The 15,584-nt window shown below is 36.6% G+C and carries 9 protein-coding genes and 1 pseudogene; 9 read left to right on the top strand and 1 reads right to left on the bottom strand.

The genetic code is table 11. The features are described from left to right. The first annotated feature begins 455 nt into the window (after positions 1 to 455). The 9 genes from rpoB to PMI13_RS09190 all read left to right on the top strand — a co-directional run bounded on the left by rpoB (position 456) and on the right by PMI13_RS09190 (position 13,115). Entirely contained in the window at positions 456 to 4,277 is a 3,822-nt protein-coding gene (rpoB, locus tag PMI13_RS09150; protein ID WP_007842951.1) for a DNA-directed RNA polymerase subunit beta, read from the top strand. A 120-nt stretch (positions 4,278 to 4,397) separates the two neighbouring features. Further along, complete coding sequence (gene rpoC, locus PMI13_RS09155) at positions 4,398 to 8,663, top strand: DNA-directed RNA polymerase subunit beta' (RefSeq protein ID WP_007842952.1); 4,266 nt, start codon at positions 4,398 to 4,400, stop codon at positions 8,661 to 8,663. Positions 8,664 to 8,749: 86 nt separating this feature from the next. Further along, entirely contained in the window at positions 8,750 to 9,058 is a 309-nt protein-coding gene (locus PMI13_RS09160) for a DUF3467 domain-containing protein (protein WP_007842953.1), read from the top strand. Positions 9,059 to 9,306: 248 nt separating this feature from the next. Next, positions 9,307 to 9,963: a Crp/Fnr family transcriptional regulator gene (locus PMI13_RS09165; RefSeq protein ID WP_007842954.1), complete on the top strand. Its 657-nt coding sequence runs from the start codon at positions 9,307 to 9,309 to the stop codon at positions 9,961 to 9,963. Positions 9,964 to 10,079: 116 nt separating this feature from the next. Further along, positions 10,080 to 10,922, top strand: coding sequence for a DUF5777 family beta-barrel protein (locus tag PMI13_RS09170; RefSeq protein ID WP_007842957.1), 843 nt, complete (start codon positions 10,080 to 10,082; stop codon positions 10,920 to 10,922). A gap of 1 nt (position 10,923) precedes the next feature. Next, positions 10,924 to 11,274, top strand: coding sequence for a c-type cytochrome (locus tag PMI13_RS09175; protein WP_034670939.1), 351 nt, complete (start codon positions 10,924 to 10,926; stop codon positions 11,272 to 11,274). A 12-nt stretch (positions 11,275 to 11,286) separates the two neighbouring features. After that, complete coding sequence (locus PMI13_RS09180) at positions 11,287 to 11,832, top strand: YceI family protein (RefSeq protein WP_007842961.1); 546 nt, start codon at positions 11,287 to 11,289, stop codon at positions 11,830 to 11,832. Beyond that, positions 11,829 to 12,356: an ankyrin repeat domain-containing protein gene (locus PMI13_RS09185; RefSeq protein ID WP_007842962.1), complete on the top strand. Its 528-nt coding sequence runs from the start codon at positions 11,829 to 11,831 to the stop codon at positions 12,354 to 12,356. The genes PMI13_RS09180 and PMI13_RS09185 overlap by 4 nt, the downstream gene beginning before the upstream one ends. Before the next feature lie 3 nt (positions 12,357 to 12,359). Then, a complete protein-coding gene (locus PMI13_RS09190) occupies positions 12,360 to 13,115 on the top strand; it encodes a T9SS type A sorting domain-containing protein (RefSeq protein ID WP_007842964.1) in 756 nt (251 codons plus the stop codon). 1,688 nt (positions 13,116 to 14,803) lie between these two features. Here PMI13_RS09190 and PMI13_RS20885 read toward each other — a convergent pair. Next, positions 14,804 to 15,406, bottom strand: a pseudogene (locus PMI13_RS20885) (RHS repeat-associated core domain-containing protein); the annotation flags it as partial. Positions 15,407 to 15,584: the final 178 nt, after the last annotated feature.

Below are 15,584 nucleotides of genomic sequence, written 5' to 3' on the forward strand. Positions count from 1 at the left end.
TACAAATTTTGAGACAGAAAAAAGACTGCCCCTTTTGAGACAGCCTCTTTTTTATTCACTAAAAAAAGATAATCGATTAAAAACGAATTGGTTTTTATTTGTGATTATGGGTAAATTTTTGTATCTTTGCCAACTCTTTTGGCGCTAATAATTGTTTGTAAATCTATAAAATATTAAAAATCAGCTCTTTCGTGAAAATGAAGGGGATTTTGTGTATGTAGATATTGCGGTGATTTCTGCCTCAAAAAAGAATTAAAAATATTTTGCATTACGCTGTGAAAAGATATACCAGTGTTGCAGTTAGGAATAAGATTCTGAGAATCAAGAAAAAAGAAATGAGACTATTCTGATAGCGCCAAATATTATAAAGTCTTTTTCTTTACTCCCTTCTCTTTCTTCTTCCTGATATTTTTTTGTAAAATCAAAATATTTTTTAACCCTTTCTTAAAAGTTTTATGAGTAAAACAACAGTAACAACTAAGGGAAATCAGAGAATTAATTTCTCGTCAGCTAAAGGAAAAATCATAACTCCGGATTTCTTGGATATCCAATTAGAGTCTTTTAAAGATTTTTTCCAGCTTGATACACTTCCTGAAGACAGAAGAAGCGAAGGTTTATATAAGACCTTCCAAGAAAATTTCCCGATTACCGATTCTAGAAACCAATTCGTATTGGAGTTTTTAGATTATCTGGTAGATTCTCCACGTTATTCAATCGATGAATGTGTGGAAAGAGGACTAACCTATTCAGTTCCTCTTAAAGCAAGGCTTAAATTGTATTGTACAGACCCTGAACACGAGGATTTCCAGACTGTGGTTCAGGATGTATATTTAGGTCCGGTTCCTTACATGACGCCTAGTGGTTCTTTCATCATTAACGGTGCTGAAAGAGTTATCGTTACCCAGTTACACCGTTCACCTGGTGTGTTCTTCGGGCAGACTTACCACGCAAATGGAACCAAACTTTACTATTCAAGAATTATCCCTTTCAAAGGGTCTTGGATGGAATTTACTACTGATATCAACAGCGTAATGTACGCGTATATCGACCGTAAGAAAAAGTTACCATTAACTACCTTATTAAGAGCTATCGGTTTTGAATCTGATAAAGACATCCTTCAGATTTTCGACCTTGCGGAAGAAGTGAAAGTTTCTAAAGCTGCCCTTAAAAAAGTAGAAGGAAGAACATTGGCTGCGAGAGTATTGAACACGTGGTTCGAAGATTTCGTAGATGAAGATACAGGTGAGGTAGTTTCTATCGAAAGAAATGAAATCATCTTAGATAGAGAAACGATTCTTGAAAAAGAACATTTGGATCTTATCCTGGATGCAGGTGTGAAGTCTATTCTGATTCACAAAGAAAACAGCAATGAATTCTCTATCATTCAGAATACATTACAAAAAGACCCTACCAACTCTGAAAAAGAAGCGGTAGAATACATTTACCGTCAGTTAAGAAATGCAGATCCGCCAGATGAGGAAACAGCAAGAGGAATCATTGAAAAATTATTCTTCTCTGAACAAAGATATTCTCTTGGTGAAGTAGGACGTTACAGACTGAACAAAAAATTAGGACTTAATATTCCTACGACAACTGAAGTTCTTACCAAAGAAGATATCATTGCGATCGTAAGACATTTGATCGAACTGGTAAATTCCAAAGCTGAGGTTGATGATATCGACCACTTATCAAACAGAAGAATTAAAACTGTTGGTGAGCAATTGGCAGGACAGTTTGGTGTAGGTCTTTCAAGAATTGCAAGAACAATCAAGGAAAGAATGAACGTTAGAGATAACGAAATCTTTACACCGCTTGATCTTGTAAACGCTAAAACTTTAACATCGGTAATCAACTCATTCTTTGGGACCAACCAGCTTTCTCAGTTTATGGACCAAACCAACCCGTTATCAGAAATCACTCACAAGAGAAGATTATCTGCACTGGGGCCTGGTGGTTTATCAAGAGAAAGAGCAGGTTTCGAGGTTCGTGACGTTCACCATACTCACTACGGAAGAATTTGCCCGATTGAAACTCCGGAAGGACCAAACATCGGTTTGATTTCATCTTTAGGTATTTATGCTAAAATCAATAACCTAGGCTTCATCGAAACTCCATATAGAAAAGTAGAAAACAGTAAAATTGACCTTACTGCTGATCCTATCTATTTAAATGCAGAAGACGAAGAAGATAAAGTAATTGCCCAGGCTAACGTAGACCTGAACGATCAGGGTGAATTCTTAACGGACAGAATTATTGCAAGATTAGATGGTGACTACCCGGTAGTGGAGCCTCAACAGGTTGACCTTATCGACGTTGCACCAAACCAGATCTCAGGTATTTCAGCTTCATTGATTCCATTCCTGGAACATGATGATGCGAACCGTGCATTGATGGGTTCAAACATGATGCGTCAGGCAGTTCCGTTATTGAAGCCACAGGCACCGATCGTAGGTACAGGTCTTGAGCAGCAGGTTGCTAAAGATTCAAGAATCCTGATCAATGCTGAAGGTAACGGTACCGTTGAGTACGTTGATGCTGATAAAATTACGATCAAATATGAAAGAAGTGAAGACGAAGATTTAGTACAATTCGAGTCTGCTACTAAAACATATAACTTAACTAAGTTCAGAAAAACCAACCAGAGTACAACCATTACCCTAAGACCAAACGTAAGAGTAGGTGATACAGTAGAAAAAGGACAGGTGCTTTGTGACGGTTATGCTACTGAAAAAGGAGAATTGGCTCTTGGTAGAAACTTAGTGGTTGCGTTCATGCCTTGGAAAGGATACAACTTTGAGGATGCGATCGTAATCAACGAAAAAGTAGTTCGTGAAGACTGGTTTACTTCAATCCACGTAGATGAATATTCACTTGAAGTTCGTGATACCAAATTAGGTATGGAAGAATTAACAGCAGATATTCCAAACGTTTCAGAAGAAGCTACTAAAGATCTTGACGAAAACGGGATGATCAGAATCGGTGCTGAAGTGAAGCCTGGTGATATCATGATTGGTAAGATCACTCCAAAAGGTGAATCTGACCCTACTCCTGAAGAAAAACTTCTTAGAGCGATTTTCGGTGACAAAGCCGGTGATGTAAAAGATGCTTCATTAAAAGCAGACTCTTCATTAAGAGGTGTTGTGATCAACAAAAAATTGTTCTCAAGAAACATTAAAGATAAAAAGAAAAGAACTGAAGAAAAACTTAAGCTTGAAGAGATTGAAAACACTTACAAGGCTAAGTTTGATGAGCTAAGAAACACTTTAATTGAGAAATTAAATACACTGGTAAGCGGTAAAACTTCTCAGGGAGTTACCAACGATCTTGATGAAGAAATTATCGGTAAAGGTGTGAAATTCACTCATAAATTATTGACTTCAGTTGAAGATTATGTTAATGTAAGTGGTGCTGACTGGACTGTAGATAATGATAAAAATGAATTGATTAAGCAATTGATTCATAATTACAAAATCAAGTACAATGATATCCAGGGGGTTAAAAACCGTGAAAAATTTGCAATTTCTATCGGAGATGAGCTTCCGGCCGGGATCATGAAGCTGGCTAAAGTGTATATCGCTAAAAAACGTAAGCTTAATGTAGGGGATAAAATGGCAGGACGTCACGGTAACAAAGGTATCGTTTCAAGAATCGTTCGTGAAGAAGATATGCCATTCCTTGAAGACGGAACACCGGTAGATATTGTATTGAACCCACTAGGGGTACCTTCCCGTATGAACATCGGTCAGATTTATGAGACAGTTCTTGGATGGGCTGGTCAGAAATTGGGAATGAAGTTCGCTACACCAATCTTCGACGGAGCAACTCTTGATCAGATTACTGAGTACACTGAAAAAGCAGGTCTTCCGAAATTCGGAAACACTCACCTTTATGATGGGGGTACCGGAGAAAGATTTACGCAGCCGGCTACAGTAGGTATTATTTACATGCTGAAACTGGGTCACATGGTTGATGATAAAATGCACGCACGTTCTATTGGTCCTTACTCATTGATTACTCAGCAGCCGTTAGGAGGTAAAGCTCAATTTGGTGGTCAGAGATTCGGGGAGATGGAGGTTTGGGCTCTTGAAGCATTCGGGGCATCGAATATCTTGAGAGAGATCTTAACTGTGAAGTCGGATGACGTGATTGGTAGAGCAAAAACTTATGAAGCAATTGCGAAAGGGGAAGCAATGCCTGAACCGGGTATTCCAGAATCTTTCAACGTATTACTTCACGAGTTACAGGGTCTTGGATTAGACGTAAGATTGGAAGAGTAAGATATCAGATATCGACACTAGATGTCAGATTATGTGACTCTAAAAATTTTAAAACCAGTTGAATTTGGAATGATGATTTCGTCTGAAATCTGAAATCTGAAATCTAAAATCTAAAAAATTATGTCAAATAAAAATAAATCAAGTAGATTTAATAAAATAACCATCGGCTTAGCTTCACCGGAATCCATTCTTCAGGATTCAAGAGGGGAAGTTCTAAAACCGGAAACTATTAACTACAGAACGCACAAACCTGAAAGAGACGGGTTGTTCTGTGAAAAAATCTTCGGTCCTGTAAAAGATTACGAATGTGCTTGTGGTAAGTATAAGAGAATTCGTTACAAAGGGATCGTTTGCGACCGTTGTGGAGTAGAAGTTACGGAAAAGAAAGTAAGAAGAGAGAGAATCGGGCATATCAATTTGGTAGTTCCTATCGCTCATATCTGGTACTTCCGTTCTTTACCGAACAAAATAGGTTACCTTCTGGGAATTCCTTCTAAGAAATTAGATATGATCATCTACTACGAAAGATATGTAGTGATCCAACAGGGTATTGCTAAAAAATTAGATGGCTCAGACTTCGATAACATGGAATTCTTAACAGAAGAAGAATATCTTGATATCATGGAAACTCTTCCGGTTGAGAACCAGTATCTTGATGATTCAGATCCAAATAAATTCATCGCTAAAATGGGTGCTGAAGCTGTTGAGGAACTATTAAAAAGAATCGATCTTGATGCATTGTCTTTCGATTTGAGACACAAAGCTCACAATGAAGGTTCTAAGCAAAGAAGAACTGAAGCTCTGAAAAGATTGAACGTTGTAGAAGCACTAAGAGGTGCCAATACAAGAATGATCAACAGACCGGAGTGGATGATCATGCGGGTGCTTCCTGTCATTCCACCGGAGTTAAGACCATTGGTTCCATTGGATGGAGGACGTTTCGCTACTTCCGACTTAAATGACCTTTACAGAAGAGTTATTATCAGAAACAACCGTTTAAAAAGATTATTGGAGATCAAAGCTCCGGAAGTAATCTTAAGAAACGAGAAGCGTATGCTTCAGGAATCAGTAGATTCATTATTCGATAATACAAGAAAATCTTCAGCCGTAAAATCTGAATCAAACAGACCGTTGAAATCACTTTCAGACTCATTGAAAGGTAAGCAGGGTCGTTTCCGTCAGAACTTATTGGGAAAAAGGGTAGATTACTCTGCGCGTTCCGTAATTGTTGTAGGTCCAAACTTACAGCTTCACGAATGTGGTATTCCTAAAGATATGGCTGCAGAACTTTACAAACCGTTCATCATCAGAAAACTGATTGAAAGAGGGATTGTAAAAACAGTAAAATCTGCAAAGAGAATTATTGACAGAAAAGAACCCGTAGTTTATGATATCCTTGAAAATGTGATGAAAGGTCACCCGGTTCTTTTGAACAGGGCACCTACCCTTCACAGACTGGGTATCCAGGCTTTCCAACCTAAGATGATCGAAGGTAAGGCAATCCAGCTACACCCATTGGTAACAACAGCTTTCAACGCCGATTTCGATGGTGACCAGATGGCGGTACACTTACCGTTAGGCCCTGAAGCGATCCTTGAAGCTCAGTTATTGATGTTAGGTTCTCAGAATATCCTGAACCCTGCAAACGGTTCTCCAATTACGGTACCTTCTCAGGACATGGTTCTTGGTCTTTATTTTATGACTAAAGAATTAAGCTCTACAGAAGATATGAAAGTAAAAGGTGAAGGTCTTGCATTCTATTCTCCTGAAGAAGCGGAAATCGCTTATGCAGAAGGAAAAGTTTCTTTAAATGCCAAGGTAAGATGTAAATTACCGGTTAAAGAAAACGGAGAGCTGGTAACAAGGTTAATTGAAACTTCTGTGGGAAGAATCTTATTCAACCAGATTGTACCTAAGCAGGTAGGATATATTAATGAACTTTTAACCAAGAAATCATTAAGAAACGTTATCGGTAAAATCCTTGCTGACACAGACTTCCCTACAACAGTGAAGTTCTTAGATGCAATGAAAGATTTAGGATACTCAAACGCATTCAAAGGAGGTCTTTCGTTCTCATTAGGAGATATCGTGGTTCCTGCTGAGAAAAAGCAAATGATTGCTCAGGCTGTTGAAAATGTAGATGAAATCAGAGCGAACTATAACATGGGTCTTATCACAGACACGGAACGTTATAACCAGGTAATCGACGTTTGGACAAACACCAACGCAGGATTAACTGAAATGATCATGAGCAGAATGAAATCTGACCAGGGTGGATTCAACTCTGTATATATGATGCTTGATTCAGGGGCGAGGGGTTCTAAAGAACAGATCCGTCAGTTATCAGGGATGAGAGGGTTGATGGCAAAACCGCAAAAAGCCGGCTCTACCGGTGCGGAGATCATCGAAAACCCGATTGTTGCCAACTTTAAAGAAGGCCTTTCGATCCTTGAGTACTTTATTTCTACCCACGGTGCCCGTAAAGGTCTTGCAGATACCGCTCTTAAGACTGCCGATGCAGGTTACTTAACGAGAAGACTGGTAGACGTTGCACAGGACGTAATCGTTACCGAAGCAGACTGTGGTACTTTAAGAGGAACTGAAGTTACTGCCCTTAAGAAAAATGATGAGATCGTTGAAAAAATCTCAGAAAGAATTCTAGGTAGAGTATCTCTTCACAATATATACGATCCTGAAACAGACGAGTTAATTGCTCAGGCTGACCAGGTGATCAATGAAGAACTGGCTAAGAGAATTGAAGCAGCAGGATTGGAAGCTGTTGAAGTTCGTTCACCATTAACCTGTGAAGCTAAAAAAGGAATCTGTGCTAAATGTTACGGTAGAAACCTGGCAACAGGTAAAGTAATTCACATGGGTGAAGCGGTAGGTGTAATTGCTGCACAATCAATTGGGGAACCGGGAACTCAGTTAACATTGAGAACCTTCCACCAAGGGGGTACTGCATCAAACGTATCGGAAAACCCTTCAATCGTTGCAAGAAGAGACGGGATCGTTGAAATGGATGAAGTAAGAACAATTACTTCTGAAGATGAAAACGGTAACACAGCTGAGGTTGTGGTTTCCCGTTCAACGGAATTCAGATTGGTAGCTGATAACGATTCAAGAACACCATTGATGGTGGCTAACGTACCTTACGGTTCGGTATTGGCAGTGAAGCCTGGTGATAAAGTGAAGAAAGGGGATGTAATCTGTAAATGGGATCCGTATAACGCGGTTATCATTGCTGAAACTTCCGGTAAAGTAGAATATGAAGATATCATCCAGGGGGTTTCTTTCCAGCTTGAAATTGATGAGCAAACAGGTTTCGAGGAGAAAGTAATCTCTGAATCAAGAAATAAGAAAGCCGTACCTACCTTAAAAGTGGTAGATTCTAAAGGGGTTGAGCAGAGAGCTTACAACTTACCGGTAGGAGCCCACTTAATGGTTAACGATGGTGAAAAAATTAAGGCTGGTAAAGTCTTAATCAAAATCCCGAGAAAATCTGCAAAAGCAGGGGATATCACCGGAGGTCTTCCGAGAGTTACCGAATTATTCGAAGCAAGAAACCCTTCAAACCCGGCGGTTGTTACAGAAATCGATGGGGTAGTTTCTTACGGAAAAATTAAGAGAGGTAACCGTGAACTTATTGTTGAGGCTAAGACTGGAGAAAGAAAGATTTACTTAGTAAAACTTTCCAACCAGATCCTGGTTCAGGAGAATGACTTCGTAAGAGCCGGTTCTCCGCTTTCTGACGGATCAATCACACCGGATGACATCTTAAGAATCAAAGGTCCAACTGCAGTTCAGGAATATCTTGTAAATGAAATTCAGGAAGTTTACCGTCTGCAAGGGGTGAAAATCGATGATAAACACTTCGAAATCATTGTAAGACAGATGATGACTAAAGTAGAAATCGTGGATGGAGGTGATACCCAATTCCTTGAAGGAGCTTTAGAACATAAATATGACTTCCTTGAAGAGAACAACAGGGTATTCGGTCTTAAAGTAGTAGTAGATGCCGGTGATTCTAAAGAATTCAGACCAGGCCAGATGATTACTGCAAGAGAACTGAGAGATGAAAACTCTAAGCTGAAACGTGAAGACCAAAACTTGGTAGAAGTAAGAGAAGCACTTCCTGCTACAGCAACGCCTGTATTACAAGGGATTACAAGAGCGGCTCTTCAGACTAAATCATTCATGTCTGCAGCATCGTTCCAGGAAACGACTAAAGTTCTTAATGAAGCAGCGGTTGCCGGTAAGGTAGACTATTTAGGAGGTCTTAAAGAAAATGTAATTGTAGGACACAGAATCCCTGCAGGTACAGGTCTTAAAGAGTACCAGAATGTAATCGTAGGCTCTAAGAAAGAATTTGAAGATATTAACTAAATTTTAATTATAGACTATGCAATATATATTTTAAATGATTTATATTCGTAGTCTATAATTTGAAATCTAAAATTTTAAAAACAACAATGGACAATCAAAATCAAAATCCACAAGACGGAAACATCAACATCGAATTAAACGAAATGGTAGCGGCTGGTATCTATGCTAACTTAGCTTTAGTAAATCACTCTCCATCTGAATTTGTAGTAGATTTCATCCAGTTAATGCCAGGTGTTCAGCAGGCAAAAGTGAGATCAAGAGTAATTCTTGCTCCGCTTCATGCTAAAAGAGTATTATCTGCTCTTCAACAAAACATCGCTAATTATGAGCAACAATTCGGAGAAATCAAAGAAGTTGAGCCATTTGTAGTAGGTGGTAATAATGTACAAGCATAAGATTTCTTTTAAAGATAAATCAGAATGCCTCAAGAAATTGAGGCATTTTTGTTTTATCTTTTTTACATTATCATATTTCTTTTGATGTTATAAAAAATCATAGCTTTAAATGATTTAAAATGAAATAATATTTAATTTTATTAATTTTAATGGTAAATTTTCGTATTTATTGTTAAATAACTTTAAAGTATTAAAAATATATCATATGAATTGTTCAATTTTATATATTTGTTCTATAAATTGATATAATGGATGTGACGAATAACCAGTTTGTTCTTAATAAGTTTGGTTTTTTAGGTAGCGATTTTGCAGATGAAATTCAGAAGCATGCTATCATAACCAATATAAAAGGGAAAACTGAGATTACAAGAGAAGGGCAAAAGAATAAATTTGTACCTTTTTTAATAAGCGGCTCAATAAAAGTATATTCCCTGAATGATGGCAGAGAACTGATCTATTATTATGTAAGGCCCAATGACAGCTGCTTAATGACTTTTTCTTCTATTTTTAACGATTATACAAGCAAAGTTTATGCTTTTGCAGAAGAAGATTCGGAAGTACTGCTGATTCCTGTTTCCGTTATTCATGAATGGCTGATTAAATTTCCTGAGATCAACAGGGTCTTTTATAATGAATATCATAAAAGGTTTTCAGATGTCATGAATATGGTAAATGACGCAGTATTCCATAAACTTGATATAAGAGTCTTAAACTATATTAAACAACAAATTTCGGTCACAGGAAATAATCCGGTAAAATTAACTCACAAAGAAATTGCCAATAATTTAGGTACTTCAAGAGAAGTGGTAAGCAGGGTTCTGAAAAAAATCGAAAATGAGGGAGAAATTATACAGACCAAAGAAGGAATAAAACTAACTGTAAATGAAAATGTTAGACATCTCTAATGAAAGTTGTTTAATAATGTGATTGATAAAAACTATTTAGTGAGTGACTTTTATCACACGATTTTGCAGTGGGAACTCTATAAGTTTGCCATAGTAAATTAATTTTTTAAATTTATATGACAAAAACCTTATTACTTTTATCAATGCTTTCATCAGCTCTGGCCTTTTCACAGGAAGACCTGCTGAAAGACATTGATACCATCAAAACAAACACCGAAAATTCTCAGCCTGCTTTCAAGGCTCTACAAATTGTTACGGGGCAATCTACAAAGCTTTCTGCAAAAAATGAATGGTATATTGTAGTAGCCCACCGTTTCGGAGACATCAGCACAGGGTTTAAAAACTTCTTTGGATTGGATGATGCCTCTACCAAACTAGGAGTGATCTATGGAGCTACAGACTGGTTATCCTTAAATCTTTCAAGAGAGACCAACCAGAAAACTTTTGAATTAGGAGGCAAATACAGATTGCTTGAGCAAAATGACAGTTTTCCCCTCAATGTGGTAGGCTATAATGTAATGGCAATAAATACAGATCTGGATAAAGACAATTACCCGCATCTTCAGTTTGGTGACAGGCTTTCTTACCTTACACAAGCTTTGATTTCAAGAAGGTTCAGTGATGACTTTTCTTTACAGCTAACACCTTCTTACGTTCATAAGAACCTTTATGAACCGAATATTGAAGATAAAAATCAATTTTTAGCAGGATTAGGCGGACGTTACAAGATCTCTAAAAGAATATCGATCAATGCTGAATATTTTGTAAATTTTGATAACCACAGTTTTTATAAAAACCCACTATCATTAGGAATGGATATAGAAACCGGTGGGCACGTTTTCCAGCTTTTATTCAGTAATTCACAGCTTAATTCGGATATCGGTTACCTTACCAATGCGACGGGTAATTGGGGAAAAGGGCATATTTACTTTGGGTTTAATCTTTATAGAGTATTTTAAGATGAAAAAGTTAATATACATAATACCATTGTCAGCGTTTGTAATTTCCTGTGAAAGCAGAACCTATGAAGAGATTTCAGATAATACACCTATTACCCAGCAGGTGAAATTTACGGCAGATGTAAAACCTATTATTGATGCCAACTGTATCAGTTGCCATTCAGCTAACGGCCCTGCCGCTTATCAGCCGTTTACAGACTATAATCAGGTAAAGAATAAGATAGATGGTATCTTAGACAGAATACAAAGAGCCAACGGTGATCTCGGAAAAATGCCTCAAGGAGGGTCATTATCACAATCTCAGATCAATATTTTTATCAAATGGAAAGCTGATGGGCTTATAGAAAATTAAATGATGTTTAATATGAAAAAGTTAGTTTTAATTGTTATTTCGTTACTTTTTACCAACCTCGTTTTAGCACAAAAATACAGTTCTAAAACGGGCAAAGTAACCTTTGAGGCTTCAGTGCCTTTATTTGAAGACGTTTTTGCACAGGATGGCAATAATGTGGTTATTCTTAATGCAGATACTGGGGATATTGCTTCCGTATCGGTTGTTAAAAACTTTCATTTTAAGACCAAATTAATGGAAGAGCATTTTAACGAAAGCTATGCCGAAACTGCAAAATATCCAAAAAGCACTTTTACAGGTAAGATCATAAGTTTTGACAAAGCCAAGCTGTCTGCAACGCCACAAAAATATACCATCCAGGGAACCTTAAATTTTCATGGAGTTAATAAATCAGTTTCTTCACCGGCTACAATCTATGCTAAAGACGGAAAAATCTATATGCAGGGAAGCTTTGTTGCTAGACCGGCAGATCATAATGTGACCATTCCGAAAATGGTGACCAAAAAAATTGCAGAAAGTGTAAACGTTAACTATAACTATGTATTGGTAAAACAATGAAAAATCTGATTTTAATTATAAGTGTTTTTCTGGGCCTTTCATTAACATCGGCACAGGAAAAAGCAAAATCGATTTTCGATATTGCCAGAAGCGGGACTGTAACTGAAGCTAAAGAGCTGATGAAACAAAACCCTGATGTGATCAATCAGACTAACGAAAGTGGCTTTTCTCCCCTTATTTTAGCGTGCTATAAAGGCAACATAGAAGTGGCTAAGTTTTTGATTGATAACGTAAAAGATGTCAATTATAAAAGCCAGGAAGGCACGGCATTGGCAGGCCTTTCAGTAAAATATAATAAAGATCTGGTAGAACTTTTACTAAAAAAGAAAGCAGATCCCAATATCGCTGATGCTACCGGATCAACGCCTTTGTTCTGGGCTGTAAAATTCGGGAACAAAGAACTGGTAGAATTATTACTTCGCTACAAAGCGGATAAATCGATAAAAGATTCAATGGGGATTACTCCGTTTGAATATGCCTTACAAACAAACAATAAAGAAATCATTAACCTACTAAAAAATTAAAATATGAAAAAAGTTTTACTAACATTAAGTTTAGCTCTTGCTACAACGCTGGGAGCACAGTTTTCTTCAGGTACCGTAAGCCTGGGGTCGACCGGAATGACTGTCAAGTTGGATACCACGCCTACTCTGGCTACTATCACGCTTACAGGTGCTGATACAACCTATCTTGGTATCGGATTCGGAACAGTAGGAATGGCAAATGGAGCTGATGGATTTGTGTATAATGCAAATTCTACCTCGACTACCAATTTAGATTATACATTTGGCGGAATAGGATCTATTTCCCCTGATGCTACTCAAAATTGGACGATGACATCTAATACAACTGTTGCAGGTATAAGGACTGTAATTGCAACAAGAACATTGGCAGGCGGATCAGGAGATTTTGCTATTCCAAATGCTGCAGGGGCAATAAACATCTTTTTTGCGAAAGGTCCTGGTTTAAATTTACAATACCATGGTGCAAACAGAGGTTATGCTACATTAAATATGGCAGGAACTCTTGCAACCAATGAAGCTATTGCAGTAGCAGGTAACAAGATTGTTTTATACCCTAATCCGGCTAAAGAAACCGTTAGTTTCAAAAATGCGGATAAAATCAAATCAGTAGAAATTTATGAGTCAACAGGAAGAAAAGCAATGTCGGTAAAACCGAACGGAGATACCATCAGCATTTCAGATCTGAAACCGGGAAGCTATTATCTTGAGATTGCTCTGAAAGACGGAAGCGTTTCTTATGAGAAACTGATTAAAGAATAAAATAGGGAAAGTCTTTTTTTTAAGATACTATTTGTAAAAACCACAAAGCCAGCTTTCAAAAGCTGGCTTGTGGTTTTTTTACTTAGTAGTCACAGACTAAAAATATGGATATTTTTGTTTATTAACAAAGTTATTTAAACCTTCCCTCGCTGCAATAAGACATGACACAGAAATAAAGAATTATTATGAAAGAAAAAAGCAGGAAGGAAAACACTCCCTGCTGGTAATAAATAATGTAAAATGCAAAATTATAAGCCGGGCTTTTGCTGTAATATTTAGGAATACTCCATTCGTAAATACTTATAAATTTGCATCTTAATTTTTAATATTTTTATTTGCTTTTTGTCATAGAATGCACCAGCTGGGGGGGACAAGATTTCTCGATCTTACCATTAGAGGTTTTAATGCAAGAAAAGCTTATAAGTAAAACCAGTTTTTTACATAAAAATAAACGAGAGCAGGATAATCTGTTCTCGTTTTCCTATTAATTTAAATTTAATTTATACTGATTCCCAGTCTGTTAACAACCAAAAATTACCCCATCACTAAATCTGACACATGACCAAAGCATAAAAGAAATCCCGCCAAAAGGCGGGATTTCTTTTATGACCCTATGAATTTTGATCGGATTGTTTTGTGGAAAAATAGACCTAAAATAATAACTCCTATAACAGTATTGTAAAGACCTAAAAGTTTATCCGAAGGAGAGTAAAAATATGTGTAGAAAATATATTCCACAATGAAAAATAAAACAATAGAAAGCATAAAATATAACCCTCTCTTCATTTTTAAAATAAAATAAACTATAAAGCCAAATACTAATATCAGAGGAATTGAATATAATAATACTGTTAAAATATATTTAAAAGTAAGTTGAAACATTTTTAAAGATGTTTCTGTTTTGTCAATTACAGCATTATTAAATCTATTGCCTATAAATGCAAGTATAAAAAAGAAAATTATATACTTTATAAATACATAAAAAAAGCTATTTGCTAAATTAATTTTAAACATAATTAATTTCTTTTGTAAAATTTTGAAGGATAATAAGAATAATCATATGTATTATACTTATTTTTAGGAGCTGAATGAGTGCCTGGAAAAGAAGGCTGATTATATTGCATTAATTTAGAAGTTTGTCCATTTCCAGATACAGTTAGATTTGCAGAAGGAAATATGTTAGTATAAGCTCCCACAGAAAGATTTCCATTGCTACTATTGTAATTTATATCTAATTTTTGGGCTACATCTACTATCTTAAAGCCGCTTGGTCTTAAAGCCATATATTCTTCAACGGGTGATACACTGGCATGTTGTTCAAAATTAATATTAATTCCTCCCGATGTACTATTCATTGTAAATACATTATTACTTCCTCCTTCTCCGGGATAGAACATTCTTGGAGTACCTACTGGAGTTTCACCAGGTTTAGATTCAAAATTCCCCACCAAACTTGTTAACTCTCCTGCATCGTTCTCTCTTGCGGATAATTTCAATGTGCTTGTTAGCTTATCTCCAGATGCATCTACAATTCCTCCAAGTGTTGGACCATCCCAAAGATTTTTATCAATATAACTGTTAAACTTAAAGGTTAATTCTTTTCCTAAATAAGTTTCTCCAGATTTAGTTGTTGTTTGAGAATTTGCATTTTTATCCCAATATATACTGCCATCTTTTCTTTGTACGAAGTCAGTTGCACTCCTTCCATCAGGGTCGATAAATCTTAATGGATTATTCATTACATAGTTGTAAGGCGACCATCTGCGATATTGTTCTGCCAGCGGATCAATTACGCCCCACCTTCCAATATCCGGCATGTAAAATCTTGCACCATAGTCATACATTCCTGTTTCAGTTTGAAGCTCTTTGCCGTTGTATTTATATTGATAAGAAGAATTCCCTGTTAAGTTATTATAACCTTCATGCTTCAATCCAAAAGGATAATAATTATTTTCTTCAATGATCTGTGCTCCGGAACCATTATTCGTATAACTCAATCTTATATTTCCTAAATGATCTGTATAGTTGTAAATATACTTATTATTTTCAAAATTATAATAGCCTTCTGAAGTTGGGATAAATTTAAGTACAGCGGCTCCTGTAGTCGTTTCATACTGAAATCCGTCCAGGTAATCTGTCTGGATAGCAATACCTGAAGAATTCTTTCCAACCTTTACCCCATCAGCCCTGTAAGTATAATTAATGGTTTCTGTTAGTTTTTTTATGCTGTTGGGTAAATTCAGATAATTATAAGTAATCTTGGTGATTCCTTTATCCAGCTGATCAGTCATTAAACTCTATCTTTTTTCTAAATCTATATTTAGGTTTGGATAAATACAATAAGCATGATCAGAAAATATTTTGCTAGTTTATATAAGAAAAACCACTGCAAAACTACAGTGGTTTATTTTTTTAAGACACGAGCGAGACGCTCGCGCCCAATGTCATTAAGTTAAGCAATTGTCATAA

The organism is Chryseobacterium populi (assembly GCF_000282115.1).
GTDB lineage: Bacteria > Bacteroidota > Bacteroidia > Flavobacteriales > Weeksellaceae > Chryseobacterium > Chryseobacterium populi.

What these genes read in the sequence shown, in the direction of transcription:
- rpoB (WP_007842951.1), top strand. Translation starts at nt 456, where the DNA reads ATGAGTAAAACAACAGTAACAACTAAGGGAAATCAGAGAATTAATTTC.
- rpoC (WP_007842952.1), top strand. Translation starts at nt 4,398, where the DNA reads ATGTCAAATAAAAATAAATCAAGTAGATTTAATAAAATAACCATCGGC.
- PMI13_RS09160 (WP_007842953.1), top strand. Translation starts at nt 8,750, where the DNA reads ATGGACAATCAAAATCAAAATCCACAAGACGGAAACATCAACATCGAA.
- PMI13_RS09165 (WP_007842954.1), top strand. Translation starts at nt 9,307, where the DNA reads ATGGATGTGACGAATAACCAGTTTGTTCTTAATAAGTTTGGTTTTTTA.
- PMI13_RS09170 (WP_007842957.1), top strand. Translation starts at nt 10,080, where the DNA reads ATGACAAAAACCTTATTACTTTTATCAATGCTTTCATCAGCTCTGGCC.
- PMI13_RS09175 (WP_034670939.1), top strand. Translation starts at nt 10,924, where the DNA reads ATGAAAAAGTTAATATACATAATACCATTGTCAGCGTTTGTAATTTCC.
- PMI13_RS09180 (WP_007842961.1), top strand. Translation starts at nt 11,287, where the DNA reads ATGAAAAAGTTAGTTTTAATTGTTATTTCGTTACTTTTTACCAACCTC.
- PMI13_RS09185 (WP_007842962.1), top strand. Translation starts at nt 11,829, where the DNA reads ATGAAAAATCTGATTTTAATTATAAGTGTTTTTCTGGGCCTTTCATTA.
- PMI13_RS09190 (WP_007842964.1), top strand. Translation starts at nt 12,360, where the DNA reads ATGAAAAAAGTTTTACTAACATTAAGTTTAGCTCTTGCTACAACGCTG.